The organism is Terrisporobacter hibernicus, assembly GCF_020809405.1.
Taxonomy (GTDB): Bacteria; Bacillota; Clostridia; order Peptostreptococcales; family Peptostreptococcaceae; genus Terrisporobacter; species Terrisporobacter petrolearius.
In genome coordinates, this window is sequence record NZ_CP081135.1 from 942647 (window position 1) to 957061 (window position 14415).

The window sequence follows — 14415 nt, forward strand, 5'->3', positions numbered from 1 at the left end:
ATTCGCTTCGCTCATGTCGCCAACGAGATGCCTTTGATCAACGTGTTGGCGAATCATTTTGCTATCACTTCAGGCAACTCCGTTGCTCAAAAACACATTTTTTACACTTTCTAAATGAATTGATATAACTTCATCCCAGAGTTTATCAACAACGTAAATTCAACTATAATTCCTAAAATGTAAAAAACATATAAAAATTACATACTCTCTTTATTGATATATCTATTGTTTAATTATTTTCGATTTTTTTGTCTTGTACATTTTCTTTGTCTTGTACATCTTCTTCTTGTTTATTTGATTTTTCTTCAAGTATTTTTATATATTTTTCTTTCTCATCCAATTCATTTTTAAGCTCTTTTATTTGTTTTGTAGAGTTAGTATACAAATTATTGTATTTTTTTAATATGTCATCTCTATTTTCTTTCATAAGTTCATATTTTTTTATAACATTATCAAAATTATTATAAATGTAACTTATATTATCAAATCTAAAAGTTTCATAAGTATAACAAATAGCGCCAACAGATATGGTGCCTCCTACTAAACTTGCTATGATTTTTTGCTTTATCATAAAGCCCCCCCCTTTAAGTTATAGATTTGATACTAAGTCTTACTTCTAATGGCTCTTAGTCTAAAGTTTGTAAACTATCTACATCAACTATCTCATTATCTATCGACTCTAATCTATCTGATGTATAATCTTTTAATCCACCTACAGCTTCATTAGCTTTTTTTACTTCTCCATTAGCTTCTTCTAATGCTTGTTCCGTATCACTTAAATTTTTATTAGTATCATTTAATTCAGCTTTCAGATCTGATAATTCATTTTTTAATTCTGTTAATTGCTCATGTTTTGCTTCTAGCATTTCATCGTATTTTACTAATTCATTATCTAACCATTTTATTTCTGATTCAGCATCTGCTAATTCTGCCTCTAATTTTGCTATTTTATTTTGTAATTCTTTGTTTTGAGATTCTAGTTCTCCTATCGTAGTATTTTTTAATCTTTCTATTTCTGCTTCTAACTCTGCTTTCTTAGTTTCTAATTCTGCTTTTTGAGCTTCTACATTTGCTTTCTTTTCTTCCAATTGTGCTATTTTTGATTTTGCATCATTGTACAGCTCATTGTATTTTGCAACTAACTTGCCTTCATTATCTTTGTATTTTTGCTCCATTGATTGAACATTTGACTTTACTTGCGAAGATGCTTGTCCATCAAATTTTTCAACTGCTATCACTATTCCCCCCGCTATTACTGTTACTAATAACCCTGTCACAACTTTTGACATTGCCATAACAAAATCCCCCTTTTTATCCTTTAAATTTATCGTAAGGTAAAATTTTTAATGCATTACAAAATTATAATACATATCAAATTACTTATATATAAGTTTATTGTAAGAATATTTGGAAATCAATTATTTTCGTTCTTTTTTTCCCAACATTATCCATTAAATATCGATATGTACATGTAATAATAAGCCATATAATGAAAAAACAGAATCATTCTTTATAAAAATGATTCTGTTTCGTATTTATTTAATGGCTATTATTCAATTAATTTGTATTCTTTTAGTAAATCTATTCTTCTGTTACCTACTTCTATAGTCTCCTTTGCCGTAGCCCCCAGACTAGACAAACTACCTCTTTCTTTTGAGTAAGTTAAGATTCGACTTCCCCATGCCACTGGTAGTAATACTGGATATTTTTCCAAATATTTGTATCTTCCTTTTATGTTTTCTGCTTTTGGGAATATTGCTGCTATGTTGGACTTTATTTTTGATTTTGATTTTTTGTTTAGTGCATCAATGGACATATTGGCTGAATTTAATCTTGCTTGGGTGCTTGTTCCGTATATTCCACCTTCCATTATGTCCTGGATAAGATCGTCTGTATTTATGTAGTATTCATTTTTGTCTTTTGGATAGACTATTTTGTTTTCATCTAGCCCTAAGTAATCTATAGCTATTTGGAGTAAATTTACTAATAAGGTGTCGTAACCAAGATTTATAATTTCTTTCCATATATAATCCCAATTTATAATTTCATAATATTTATTTATATACATAGATATATCGCAAATCTGTCTAATTCCCGTACCACATGAGACAAAATGCTTAATCGCATGGCATATTATGTATAAAAAATGTTTGTCCACAGAAAATGTGTTTACATCTACATTGTTAATGTTTATTGTATCTGCATCTTGAAAAACAGTACTAAATACTTCTTCCATTTTTTTATTTATATCTGATTTATCACCAAATAAAGCTGTATGTAGCTCTAAATGAAGTCCAGTTTGTCTACAAAAATAATGATAAACATCAGCTTCTTCTTCCTCAGATAAAGCTCTCTCCATATTGTTATCTTCTAATATTTTTATAGCTTGCTTTAAGCTTTTTAGTTCAATTAATAAATCCTCATCTGCAGAAATACGTTCTTCAGGTATTGGATATAGTTCCCTTAATATTATTCCCTTAAATACTAATATCTTTATTCCCTCTTTGTTGAACTGTTCATATATCTGCAAAAACCTATGGGCTCTTTTTATTTGGCTATATACTATTTGCATGGATACTTTTTTGAAATACTGAGTAAAATTTAAGTCTGCTAGTTGAAAAGATGGAATTTTGTAAGCTGATTTATAAATAAGTGGGACAACCTCATGTACAGATGACAATCTTAACATTTCTACCCAATCTATATTATCTTCTATTAATGGTGTTTCATTTCTTAAACTAGATCTTAATAATTTTAAAAAATCTTTGTACATTTTCTTCATATTTCTCCTTTTTAAAGGGGGTAACATTTTTGTGCACCCCTTTACCCCGTGTTAGTTTTTTTTAGCGTTTTACTAAAATAAACTATTTACTAAAAGTCTATAGCCATTGCACTAGACTCCTCTTCACAAAGTTGTGTAACAGTTTTATCCATAACTCTATAAACTCTTTGACTTAGATTTAAAACACTAGGTCTATGAGTAGTAACTATACAAGTTTTATTAGGCTTTTGTTGAATAATATTTTTTAGAACTTTTCTTTCTGTAGTTATATCTAATGCAGATGTAGCTTCATCTAGCAACAGTATTGGTGCATCTCTAAGAACTGCCCTTGCTATGGAAATACGCTGGGCTTGTCCTTCTGAAAGGCCCAACCCTCTAGGACCTACAGTACTATTTATACCATCAGGCAGTTTTTCAACAAATTCGTAAGCACAAGCTATTTTTAAAGCTTCTATTATTTCTTCATCAGTTGCATCTTCTTTAACCATTTTTAAGTTTTCTGATATGCTTCCAGAGAATATGGTATTTCCCTGTGGCACATAGGAGAAAAATTTCCTTGTGGATGCATTTAGCTCTACTTTTTTTCCATCCTTATCTATCATAACTGCTTCACCTGAATCTGGTAAAATCAGCCCTAAAAACATACGAATTAAAGTAGTTTTTCCTTCTCCAGAAGGACCTACTATGGCGACTATTTCATTTCTATGAGCTTCAAAATATGATGAATTAATAACTTGTTGATCTTCTACATAGGAAAAATCTACATCTTTTAATTTTATAGAAAATCCATCATTGCTAACTTTTCTAAGTTCCTCACTATCACCAATATTTCTATTTTCCTTTGGTAAATTTATTATTTCCATAAGACGAGCTGCTGATATGGTAGAACCTACTGTCGATGGAATTATAGAAATTAAAGAACTGAAAGAAGACGATAACCTTCCTGCTTGAGTCAAGAATAAGGTCATTTCTCCATAGGTAATATACCCTGTCCATAATCTATATACAGCCCAACCAAAGAAAGAATATTCAATTACCATACCTATTAATGACAATACCACATTAGTTTTTATACTAAATAAGTTATATTCTAAATTTACATCTTTATATCTAGATTGAAAATTTCTAAGTCTTCTAGAAAATAATGATGTTAAATCGAAAGACTTTATAGAATCTACATTTGAAAAAGTCTCTGTTTGGAAATGTGTAACTTCACTGTTCATTTCTTTAACTCTTTTTGTATAGCTTCTCATTCTAGACATTAATACCTTAGATGACAAAAGCATTACTGGAGCATTAAGAGCAGTCAACACCATCATAGTAGGGTCATAATACATAATTACAGAAAGTGTAGCTACAAAGTTAAATACACCTACTACTAAATCGGGTACCCATCCAATAGCACTTTGTGCTACTGTGCCCACATCACTACTAAATCTATTTAATATATCTCCACTTGGATATTTTGAAAGGTCTAACCAGTTAACTTCTATTATTTTATCGAAAATATCCGCCTGGATATCATTTTGTATCCTTATATTTATTTTCAACGTAATACGAGACATGATAGAGTCAAAAAACAAGCTAAACAGCGCCATACCTATCATAATTATGGCTATCAGTGGCGCTCCTTTTATATTATGTCCTGTAACCACATCTATTAGCTCTTTAGACGCAATACTACTTACTAAAGTCATTACTGTTGAAAAGATTCCTAAGAAAATATAAAAAACTATTTCTTTTTTATATTTTTTAGCATAACTAAACATCCACTTAAACTCTATCCACATCTGTCTAATAGTTCCATCTTTAATTTTCCCAATTATTATCTTGATTGACTCCATAGATATCAATCTTCCCCCCTAACAACTAACTTAATCCTACTCCTCAATAACTTAAGATCTTTATTGTTTCTTCTGTTAATTTACATAAATACTCTGGTTTTTTACTTACACTTCCCGTCTCGCAATAAGCTGCTGCTGCACAAACTTGGCATACTTCTCTCTTATCACAATGTTTACAATCAGAAGATAAAAATATTTTTTTACTTTCTTCGACTATATAATTCCATGATTTTATAAAACTATTTTCAAAAACATCCATATATATATTGTCTAAAAATACACAAGGAGTCATATTTCCTTGCCAATTTATCCAAAAAGAACTTTTACCTGCTCTACAGCTTAAAGGTAGGGATTTAGGAGGTTTAGTGTTTTTACCATACTCATATCTATTTAAATACTCCCCTCTATTTTTCATAAATGACTCTTCAGTCTCTGTATTGTATCTAATAAAAGTATCTATATTTGCCACTTTTTGCGGATCTATTCTATCATCATTATTAAAATCATTTTTAATTCCTTTAGTTTTTGGATACATGTATGTGTCTACCTTTATAGGAATTTCTAGACTATTAGCTATTTCCAACATCTTAGGCAGATCATTCATATTTTCTTTTACTAAACTCACATTTAGTTTAATATCTATATTTTTTTGTTTTAATAGGTTTATTCCTCTAATTGTTTCATCATAGCCTTTAGGGTTATGACATAATTTTTCATAAGTCTCGTTACTTGCTCCATACAAAGTTACATTTACTCTGCGCGGCTTATTATTTGCTAACATATTGCATACCCTGTCATTAATTAAAGTCCCATTAGTATTTATAGTCACAATCATTCCCATTTCTCTCAGACCATTATAAATTTCTTCAAATTGTTTATACAGTAAAGGCTCTCCTCCGGTTAATAATATAAAGAGTGTACCTGCATTTTTCATTTCTTTCGCAATTGCTAACCATTCATCAGCAGTTCTAATATGTCCAATTTTATTCATTTCTTCACTTGTTAATCGTATATAACACATACTACAGTTCATATTACAAAGAGGTAACAATTCAAAGGCTCCACTTAATGGAATATTAGCTAATGTTGCTTTGTAACATAATTTTTCTTCCATATTATTAATTACTTCTAATGTATCCATTCTTCATTCTCCTCCAAAAACTTTTCTAATACTTTTACTGCCTCTATATCTGGCGTACATGTTAATTCATATATTTTTATATTATCTACAATATTTTCGGCTAAAGAAATTGCCTTATTTACAAAATCTTTATTCCAATAATTTATAGTTATTTGACTTATTAATTTTTTTATTGCATCTTTTCTTTCAAGGCGAATCACTGAATTTTCATTGCTTTTTTCTAAAAATACGATGGAACCTAGCTTATGTTTTTCATTTATACAAATTTCTGAAGAACCGCAAACAGGCCAACCATTTACATACCAGTATTTATCTTCTTTTTCTAATAGAGCCCTATCTCCATTAATGATCCTAGTATTTCTATTTTTCTCCCATAATCTTGATTGTGTTGACTTGCCTATGCCACTTGGTCCACTAAATAAAACTGCACGCCCTTTATAAACCATGTATGAACAGTGAAAAATAATAGATTCTTCTTTTATCAAATGTTTTTCTAAAGCAAATAAAGACCAAAACATCGTATCTATAGTAAAGCTACTTTTAAAATCCTTTATGATTTCTATGCATATTTTTTTGTCACTATCTTCTCTGTAATAGGCATAAGGATAAAAGTTACCTGGTATCATCAAATATCTAGATTCAAAATTATGGTCATTTTTAGTAACTAGGATATGCTCTCTTTTACATACAATTGGCTCATTGTTGTATTTGATACTATTTACAAACTCTATCTCATAAAATATATCTATTTCACTATCATTATCTTCAAATTTTTTTGCATTTATAGGTATATCCCATCTTTTATCATGAGATATTTTAAATGCTAATTTACCACATTTTATATTCATGTTTACCTCAAAAAAGGTAGGATTTCCATCCCACCTTTGCCTTTTTTGTATATTTATTTTATTTTATGATGCATTTGGATCAGAATCCCATCGAGAAGAGAAATGATGCCCATTATTACCACTACCTTGAGTCCAGTGGTATACTGGATATTCTTTCCCATGGTCAGGATCCCACATTGCATTATTTGTAGGTTTAGCATTTAGGCGTACTCTATGCCATACTCCACATCCAGAACCTGAAGCTATGTAGTCATCTCCTTTTACAAGTACCCATTTGCCGTTTACTTTTTTATATTCATCACTTTGATAACCATCTGTACCATTCGTTTCATTATAGCCTACCCCACTAGGAACATTACAACTTATTTTGTAACAAGCAGCTATATACTCATTCGCTTCAAACATATCTATACTCATACTTGGCTTTGCATATTTTCTTTTCACACTATCCCCCCTTTTCTATTTGTAAAATTTATATTTAATACAATATTAAGAAATAAACAAGTTCAATTCATTTTATACAAAATTGACTTTATACCCATCATACTTCTAAATATTATTTAAATATCCCCCTATACTTTAACTAATCTTGTACAACAACCCCTATTTTTATCAATTGATCTACAAACTCTCTAACATCTTCTCTTGCTGTATTTTCCCCTACTTCAAATTCATCAAGAGTCTTGCTAACTAGTTCATCTTCATCTTTACATTCTTCAATATTATGTAAAATAAATGAACCAACCTCGTTTATACTTATCATTCCATTAAAATTTTGCGATGCTTGTCCAGTTGCTACAAGAACAGTCTCATCAGCTATTTCACGAATCATAAAATCCTTGTTTATCTTCATTTTATGCCCCACTTCTATTTATTATTTTGCTAAATTCCAAACTCATTTTTTAAATAATATATTTTTATATTATATTTTTATTGTGTTCTCTTTTCCTTTTTTTGTCAACTAATTTGTTATTTTTTTCCATCAAAATAAACCTCCAATTGTCAGTATTTATATACAACAATTAGAGGTTTATTATCTCTAAGCTCTCTTCAACCTTCTCTTCACCACATCCGTAACAATCCTAATCTCATCAACCTTAAACAATATGACAAGACCACCATAGACAACAGCTGCCAAAGTAACAGCGATCATAAGCACAATAAACTCTGCCTTTCCTCCAGTATGAGTAAACCCTATCATATAATGATAAGAATAATAAGCCACAGCACCCATATTCAAAGATGCCACAAGACTTTTCACTGTAGCCTTGGCAATCTTATCTTGTCCATAGTAACCTATCTTCTTTCTCAAACTTCTAAACAACAACATTATACAAGCCAGTGAAGACAAACTAGTGGCCAAAGTAAGGCCTGCAAGTCCCCAAAACTGAATAAACACCACATCCATAACCATGTTCATACCCATGGCTATTACACCATTTACCATTGGTGTTTTTGTGTCTTGCAAAGAGTAAAAAATCTTGCCCAGAACATCTCTTAGACCATAGGCAACCATTCCTACAGAATACATCGCCAATGCCACTGCTGTTAAAGAAGTTCCCCTTGGATCAAAAGCGCCTCTTTCAAAAAGTACCCTTACTATAGGTAATGATAGAACCATGGTTCCTACAGTAATTGGTAAAACAAGTATTATGACGCAGTTTATACTTTTTATAACAGATGCAATAAACCTCTCTTTGTTATCTTCCTTGGACAACTGTGATAAAATAGGATAAATCACAGATGATATGGATGTTATAAATATGGCTATAACAAAGGATATAAGTTTATTTGAATAATTTAGTGCAGAAACTGTTCCTGCTGGCAATGTAGATGCCAAAGTTCTGTCTACCAAAGTATTCACCTGATTTACTGCCACACCGATTAGCACAGGAGCAATAAGCCAAGCCATCTTTTTAATATATTTATCTTTTATTTTAATAATTGGTACATATCTATATCCAGCCTTTATTGCATAAGGTACTTGAATTAAAAACTCACTTACCATTCCAAGTAAAGTCCCCCAAATCATTATATAAGGACCATACTTTATACTAAGTAAAGTTGCCACAATAATAATTACATTCTTGGGCACACTACTAAGTCCTGGTGTAATAAAATCATTTTTTATTTGTAAATAAGAAGTCATTACATAACTAAGGCCAGTAAATACAATTCCAAGAATAGTTATTCTAGTAAAATTAATAGCCACTTGCAATGCCTCTCCTTTGTATCCCATGGCAAATACATTTACAATTTGTTCTGTAAACACAAACCCAAGAATTGAAAGAACTACACATCCTATTACAACTAAGTTAAACACATTATTTATAAATTTAAGAGAACCTTCTTCTCCTTCTTCTTTATGTACTTCCATATACATAGGTATAAGTACCGTTGCTAAAGTACTTCCGATTATTGCAAAAATAACCTGTGGTATATTCATGGCTGTTATATATGCATCACTATATATGCCTGCTCCATACCCAGCAGCAAGAACTAATTCTCTACCAAATCCCAATATTTTTGCTATTATAGTTGCCACCATTAGTCCAAAAGTGGCTCTTGCCAATTTGCTCATTGTTTTGCTCCTTCGTATTTTTATCACATATACCATTATAATATCTTTTGTTAAAATTTAATACGATATTCTAACATTATTTCAACAAAAAATAGCCATCCATTTATGGATGACCATTTTCAATGTATTTAATATATTGTTGTTCCGCTTTCACCACAACCAAAACACTTATAAAAACTGCCACCAGAACTATTCTCTTTTACATAAAAACTAGGATTTATGTCATTATGAAAGGGGCATACCATTTTTTTGTTTTTTAGTTGGTTAGGATAATAATAATTTCTGTACTCTATCATTTGTATGAAAATAAGTTAATCCATTAATTTAAAACTCCATTGTCATTTAAAATTTTTCTTATTTGTTGACTTGTAATGCCGTATTTTACTCTAAGTTTGTCCACATTTTTCCCATTATATTGTCTTACAATTTCTCTGTTTCTTTCCCCCAAAACTACTTTTCTGTGGACTGGAATATATACTGTTGTGCCACCATAAAGTTTTGATATTTCTTCAAAATTTTTCATTCCTACTATTTCTGCCAAAGCATGTAATTCATAAGGAATATCTTCCATTAAAATATTCATCTTTTGTCCCCCTCTGTTATTTTTTAAGTTTACTTCATTTTTATAGAACATACGTTTTATATTTATATTGTAACGAACTTATGTTTTGTTGACAACAATTTTATATAAATATTTATTGTATACATATTTGTACATTTATTTTACAAAACATTAATATATTCTACTTCCATAAGATTCTCATTCATGAGCAAGTTTGTAAAATAGTCTCTTCCCCTTGAATTTATCAATGCCTGAATTCCACTATGTCCTGCTGGTGATTTAAATGGTCTTAGGTTAAAATATTTCATATATTGTGAGTAAGGTCTCATACTGTTATAGTTGTCTCTGTAACAAAAGTTTCTCAAAATCAGCCAACTTATTAGCATGTTTTCCTTCATACCAAACATCTTTGCTGTATCTCTAAAATTAGTAAGTAAATCACTAAAATTTTCACTGTTATAATTATGTGCCATATAACTGGGCACTAGTTGATTTGTCATATTAGGATTACTTGGTATGATTTGTGACGTAACTTGTGAAGGATTCATAATTTCCTCATGTGAGTTTTGTGAGTATGATGTGTTATAATCTAATAATTGTCTAAGTCTATCTAAAATAGCTTCTGGTGAATTAAACTTTTTCTCAAGATTTATAAAATATAACCTTGCCTGTCTCCCTCTGTCACTTCTTTGAAACATGCAAATTTCCTTTGCCATGTCTGCCTTTAACATATAGTCCTTAAGATCTTGCATTCCTCCTGATGTTTGGTATTTTTGTATTACTATTTCGTAGTCTTCTTTTTCCTCAAATCCATACTCTATCATTCTTGGAATCCATATTTTAAAAGGTGTTTTAATTTGAAGAAAGTCGTGTAATTCTCTTCCACTTACTATTACCTCTCCGCTATCATTAATTATGTAGGGTATTAATCGCTTTTCCATTTTTCTACCTCCAACTATTAATAATTATTCCTTTGAAATTTGTTTTATTGATATTATAGTAGTTTATTTTTGTGGTTTATTTGTATAAAATAGTTTCTGAAATTATATTTAGACTTGGGGCAAAGGGGTGCACATTTTTGTTACCCCCTTTGCAAGATAGGTTTTGAGCATAAAAAATAGAGCCTACTTTAATGTAGACTCTATTTCTATTTATTATTATGCTCCTAAAGTTACTCTGATTTTTTCGTAGGCTTCTTGAACTTCTCTAAATCTTTGTGTAGAGTATTCTACCAAATAATCTGGTAAGTCTTTATTTAAAATCTTGTCAGGATGACACTCTCCAACAAGTTTTCTGTACTTAGATTTTATTGTTGGTAAATCATCGCCTTTTTTACATCCTAAAATCTCATAATACTTGTCCAAAGTATTATCCATATATTCTGCTTTAATTGAATTTATTATATAAGGTTCTATTTTAAGAACTGCTGCTGCATAATCAAGCATTTTTTCATCTTGATATGTAGCTTTTCCCCCGAAAGTTGCTATTTTATATAAACAATCTAAAAATCCATTCTTTAGATTTCTATCCTCTTCAAGATTATCATCACAACTGTTATTTAATTTAACACAGTAATCTTCAAAAGTTTTATCTGAATCTCTTCCTTTTCTGAAGCATTCTATGGCTCTTTTTCTATTTTCTTCATCAAATCCATAATAATTATTTATAATATCATTTAGAACTTTTATATGACTATTTTTAATAGATCCATTAATCTTGCAAAGTTTAGCATATGCTGCAAATATAATAAAAATATATGTGTTTTCTTCATCATCATATTTTCTTATCCTATTATCTTCCCCATATTCAAAACTATTTTCACAATGACAGCAGTTCCATATTCCAGTACTATCAATTAGTACATTTCCATTACAATATGGACAAATCACATTGAAACTATTATTTTTTATAACACCATCAGTGGAAAATTCAAAATTTCCACCACAGTGAGAACAGTTATAAATCCCATACTCATTAACTCCTAATGATTTATGACAATGTGGACAATTAATATTATATTTGTAATTGCCACCTCCAAAGCTGTTTGCTAATACAGCTCCTCCTGCTGCACCCAATGGTCCCCCAACCATAAATCCTAGTGCTCCTCCTACAACAGTTTTAAAAAAACTCATATATTCCTCCTACTATATAAAAAAATTCACTTCGCTCAAAACTTCATTTTTTATTAATTATTTTTTTGATTTTGTTCTAATATTATGTTTATTTTCTTTCATGTTTTTTGCATCATTTACTACTTGAGCTGACTTGTTATACATTTTATCTATTATAATAAACTCTTCATCTGTAATATTAGGGAAAATTTTTTTTGTACTATTTTTAGCTTCCCACCTAATTTCTTCAGTTATTTGTGTTGCAATTACACCTAATGACCCAACAACAATACTCATATCATCACAGTACCCTATGACCGGTGTTAAGTCAGGCACTATGTCAACAAGACTTATAAAATATCCTAAAGCTCCCGCTATAGGCGCTTTAGCTGCAATGGAAATACTCTTTGACATAAGTGAATGATACAATAAAAAGACTAGATATATGGGAGTTACTCCAATTTTAGTTCCAACTTTTTTTATTTTTTCCCAAAAGCCTTTTTCATCATGTTTATTTTCGTACTTTGATACTATATCTTTTGTAAATATTACATCTTCGTTTATATTCACTTAATTCCCCCCTAAAGCCCTCATATTTTGTCATCCAAATTAACCCAATACTTATATCATAAAATACTACAACTTTATAATCTATTTTATAATGTATTTTTAATATAAAATTATTTTTAAACATATGACAAACAAAAAACTCGCTTCGCTCATATCTCCAACTAGATGCCTTCGCTACCGCTTTAAGCCACTGCGTGGGCGCTATGAAATTTCAGGCAACGACCTTGCTTAAAAATATATTTTTTACACTTTCTAAATGAGTTCATATAACTTCATCCCAGAGTTTATCAACAGCGTAAATTTAACTACTATTTCCTAACATGTAAAAAACCATAGTAAAAACTATGGTCTTAATTTCTTTATAATTATTCATTTGATATCTTTAGATTTACTACTTCAGGTGGATTATTAAATCTAGGTAACTTTTGTTTACCTGATCCTAACCCACTAGTTATAAGGAGCTTTATTTTATTTAAATCAAATAATCCTTTGTCATACTTTGGAAACCAGCCTTGGTCCCCGCCATATAGTCCTCCAACAAAAGGTAGAGCAACTTGTCCACCATGATTATGTCCACTAACTACTAGGTCAATATCCCATACCTTTGATGCATTCCCAAATATAAAGCTGTCTGGCCTGTGAGCCATCATGATTTTATAATTATCTGTATCTTGGAAATCATTTAGAAAGTCAAAGACACCTTCTTCCATAGTGTTTTTATCAACATTATTGTTACCATTCAATCCAAAGGCATAGGCATACATTCCACCTATTCTTATAATCTCACCATTTATCTTTACATCTTCGTATTCATTATCAAGAACAGTAACTCCCACATTTTCTAAATCTTTTACTAAATTAGACCTTCCTGATTTTATATAATATATATCTGTATTTCCCAAGGAATAGAATACTTGATTCTCTTTGCATAACTGTTTCATAAGGTTTGTGACTATTTTGCTGTCTTTTGAATCTGAGTTTACCATGTCACCTGCAACAAGAATTATATCAGGTGTGAGTTCATTTATTTTGTTTATTAACTCTTTGTTGTTTTGTCCTAGCTGATTGTGGTGAAGGTCAGATATTATGACTATATTTATACACTCATTTATTTTTTTATTTTCTATGATATACTTGTTTTCTATAAGATTATTATAAGATATGTATACTTCGTAGTAAGATAATGATGATATTACTAAAATAAATATTAAAATTCCGACAATCAACTTTGATATTTTTTTCATATTTTAATTCCCATTTTAAGGATGTATCATTTCGCGATACCCTTTCTCATCAGTCTATTAAATTCTAATTTTTAATTTCAAATTTCAAATTTCATATTTTTATTACTCTTATTAATAGTTTTAAATCAATAATATTCAAGAAAAACTTATAAATATAATTAATTACATAAGAAGCAGCTATACAAATTGTAACTAGCCATATAAAAATAAATACTGGGTATTTAGATGCATATATTAATTTTTTGAAATAAACCGTATAAAAAATATGTGAGTCAACCACATATTTGTAGAATGTTTACTTATATGAGTAAGTACCATATCTAACCATGTAGGTTTCTCTATTGAACTACACAACACAATAAAAGCTATTCCTATAAAAACAGAAACAAATAAAGTCTGAACTATTCCATGAGCAATTATCATGATTATTATTAAAAACATGGATATAATATTTTTTAATTTTATTTTATTAGAAATATTATATATCTTAGAGTATATTTTTTTATGAGCAAATATTGCTGCTATTATATAATGAAACTGAGATGTACCAAAGAATGCGGTTGTTTTAGTATATAGTTTATAACTTGACTATCTGATACAATAGGTACCATTATCCTTTGAATATATGCTACAAAATATATTATAAAAGATATGACTATTATTAATATTGGATTGTATTTTATAACTATTTTGTTTATAAATGTTGACAATATGACTAATATTATATATGTA

Annotated in this window: 15 protein-coding genes; all 15 read right to left on the reverse strand. The window is 29.7% G+C overall.

The annotated features are described in order from the left end of the window. Positions 1-229: 229 nt before the first annotated feature. The gene (locus tag JW646_RS04600) at positions 230-571 is read right to left on the reverse strand and encodes a hypothetical protein (protein WP_228416761.1); all 342 of its coding nucleotides are present in this window, start codon (positions 569-571) and stop codon (positions 230-232) included. Positions 572-626: 55 nt separating this feature from the next. Beyond that, positions 627-1295, reverse strand: coding sequence for a hypothetical protein (locus JW646_RS04605; protein ID WP_148558104.1), 669 nt, complete (start codon positions 1293-1295; stop codon positions 627-629). 254 nt (positions 1296-1549) lie between these two features. Continuing rightward, entirely contained in the window at positions 1550-2773 is a 1224-nt protein-coding gene (locus tag JW646_RS04610; protein WP_228416762.1) for a nucleotidyltransferase domain-containing protein, read from the reverse strand. Positions 2774-2871: 98 nt separating this feature from the next. Further along, positions 2872-4626, reverse strand: coding sequence for an ABC transporter ATP-binding protein (locus JW646_RS04615; protein WP_228416763.1), 1755 nt, complete (start codon positions 4624-4626; stop codon positions 2872-2874). Positions 4627-4669: 43 nt separating this feature from the next. Next, on the reverse strand, positions 4670-5767 hold the full coding sequence (locus JW646_RS04620; protein WP_228416764.1) for a radical SAM protein: 1098 nt from the start codon (positions 5765-5767) through the stop codon (positions 4670-4672). Next, positions 5755-6615 carry a hypothetical protein gene (locus JW646_RS04625; protein ID WP_228416765.1) on the reverse strand — a complete coding sequence of 287 codons (861 nt, stop codon included), beginning with the start codon at positions 6613-6615 and terminating at the stop codon, positions 5755-5757. Before JW646_RS04625 ends, JW646_RS04620 begins: the two co-directional genes overlap by 13 nt. A 63-nt stretch (positions 6616-6678) precedes the next feature. After that, complete coding sequence (locus JW646_RS04630; RefSeq protein WP_228416766.1) at positions 6679-7059, reverse strand: hypothetical protein; 381 nt, start codon at positions 7057-7059, stop codon at positions 6679-6681. Between the two features lie 139 nt (positions 7060-7198). Beyond that, on the reverse strand, positions 7199-7468 hold the full coding sequence (locus JW646_RS04635) for a PqqD family protein (RefSeq protein ID WP_228416767.1): 270 nt from the start codon (positions 7466-7468) through the stop codon (positions 7199-7201). Positions 7469-7654: 186 nt separating this feature from the next. After that, the gene (gene murJ, locus JW646_RS04640) at positions 7655-9196 is read right to left on the reverse strand and encodes a murein biosynthesis integral membrane protein MurJ (RefSeq protein WP_228416768.1); all 1542 of its coding nucleotides are present in this window, start codon (positions 9194-9196) and stop codon (positions 7655-7657) included. Positions 9197-9324: 128 nt separating this feature from the next. Next, positions 9325-9492, reverse strand: coding sequence for a CHC2 zinc finger domain-containing protein (locus tag JW646_RS20285; RefSeq protein ID WP_228416769.1), 168 nt, complete (start codon positions 9490-9492; stop codon positions 9325-9327). A 23-nt stretch (positions 9493-9515) separates the two neighbouring features. Further along, a complete protein-coding gene (locus JW646_RS04650; protein WP_074918882.1) occupies positions 9516-9779 on the reverse strand; it encodes a Mor transcription activator family protein in 264 nt (87 codons plus the stop codon). A gap of 140 nt (positions 9780-9919) precedes the next feature. After that, a complete protein-coding gene (locus tag JW646_RS04655; RefSeq protein WP_228416770.1) occupies positions 9920-10699 on the reverse strand; it encodes an antA/AntB antirepressor family protein in 780 nt (259 codons plus the stop codon). Between the two features lie 216 nt (positions 10700-10915). Next, on the reverse strand, positions 10916-11890 hold the full coding sequence (locus JW646_RS04660; protein WP_228416771.1) for a DnaJ domain-containing protein: 975 nt from the start codon (positions 11888-11890) through the stop codon (positions 10916-10918). Positions 11891-11947: 57 nt separating this feature from the next. Continuing rightward, a complete protein-coding gene (locus JW646_RS04665; RefSeq protein WP_228416772.1) occupies positions 11948-12439 on the reverse strand; it encodes a YkvA family protein in 492 nt (163 codons plus the stop codon). Between the two features lie 365 nt (positions 12440-12804). Further along, entirely contained in the window at positions 12805-13683 is an 879-nt protein-coding gene (locus tag JW646_RS04670) for a metallophosphoesterase (RefSeq protein ID WP_228416773.1), read from the reverse strand. Between the last annotated feature and the right edge of the window lie 732 nt (positions 13684-14415).

Bases quoted from the DNA above. Each gene is read 5' to 3' on its own strand.
- JW646_RS04600 (WP_228416761.1), bottom strand. From the start codon at position 571: ATGATAAAGCAAAAAATCATAGCAAGTTTAGTAGGAGGCACCATATCT.
- JW646_RS04605 (WP_148558104.1), bottom strand. From the start codon at position 1,295: ATGGCAATGTCAAAAGTTGTGACAGGGTTATTAGTAACAGTAATAGCG.
- JW646_RS04610 (WP_228416762.1), bottom strand. From the start codon at position 2,773: ATGTACAAAGATTTTTTAAAATTATTAAGATCTAGTTTAAGAAATGAA.
- JW646_RS04615 (WP_228416763.1), bottom strand. From the start codon at position 4,626: ATGGAGTCAATCAAGATAATAATTGGGAAAATTAAAGATGGAACTATT.
- JW646_RS04620 (WP_228416764.1), bottom strand. From the start codon at position 5,767: ATGGATACATTAGAAGTAATTAATAATATGGAAGAAAAATTATGTTAC.
- JW646_RS04625 (WP_228416765.1), bottom strand. From the start codon at position 6,615: ATGAATATAAAATGTGGTAAATTAGCATTTAAAATATCTCATGATAAA.
- JW646_RS04635 (WP_228416767.1), bottom strand. From the start codon at position 7,468: ATGAAGATAAACAAGGATTTTATGATTCGTGAAATAGCTGATGAGACT.
- murJ (WP_228416768.1), bottom strand. From the start codon at position 9,196: ATGAGCAAATTGGCAAGAGCCACTTTTGGACTAATGGTGGCAACTATA.
- JW646_RS20285 (WP_228416769.1), bottom strand. From the start codon at position 9,492: ATGATAGAGTACAGAAATTATTATTATCCTAACCAACTAAAAAACAAA.
- JW646_RS04650 (WP_074918882.1), bottom strand. From the start codon at position 9,779: ATGAATATTTTAATGGAAGATATTCCTTATGAATTACATGCTTTGGCA.
- JW646_RS04655 (WP_228416770.1), bottom strand. From the start codon at position 10,699: ATGGAAAAGCGATTAATACCCTACATAATTAATGATAGCGGAGAGGTA.
- JW646_RS04660 (WP_228416771.1), bottom strand. From the start codon at position 11,890: ATGAGTTTTTTTAAAACTGTTGTAGGAGGAGCACTAGGATTTATGGTT.
- JW646_RS04670 (WP_228416773.1), bottom strand. From the start codon at position 13,683: ATGAAAAAAATATCAAAGTTGATTGTCGGAATTTTAATATTTATTTTA.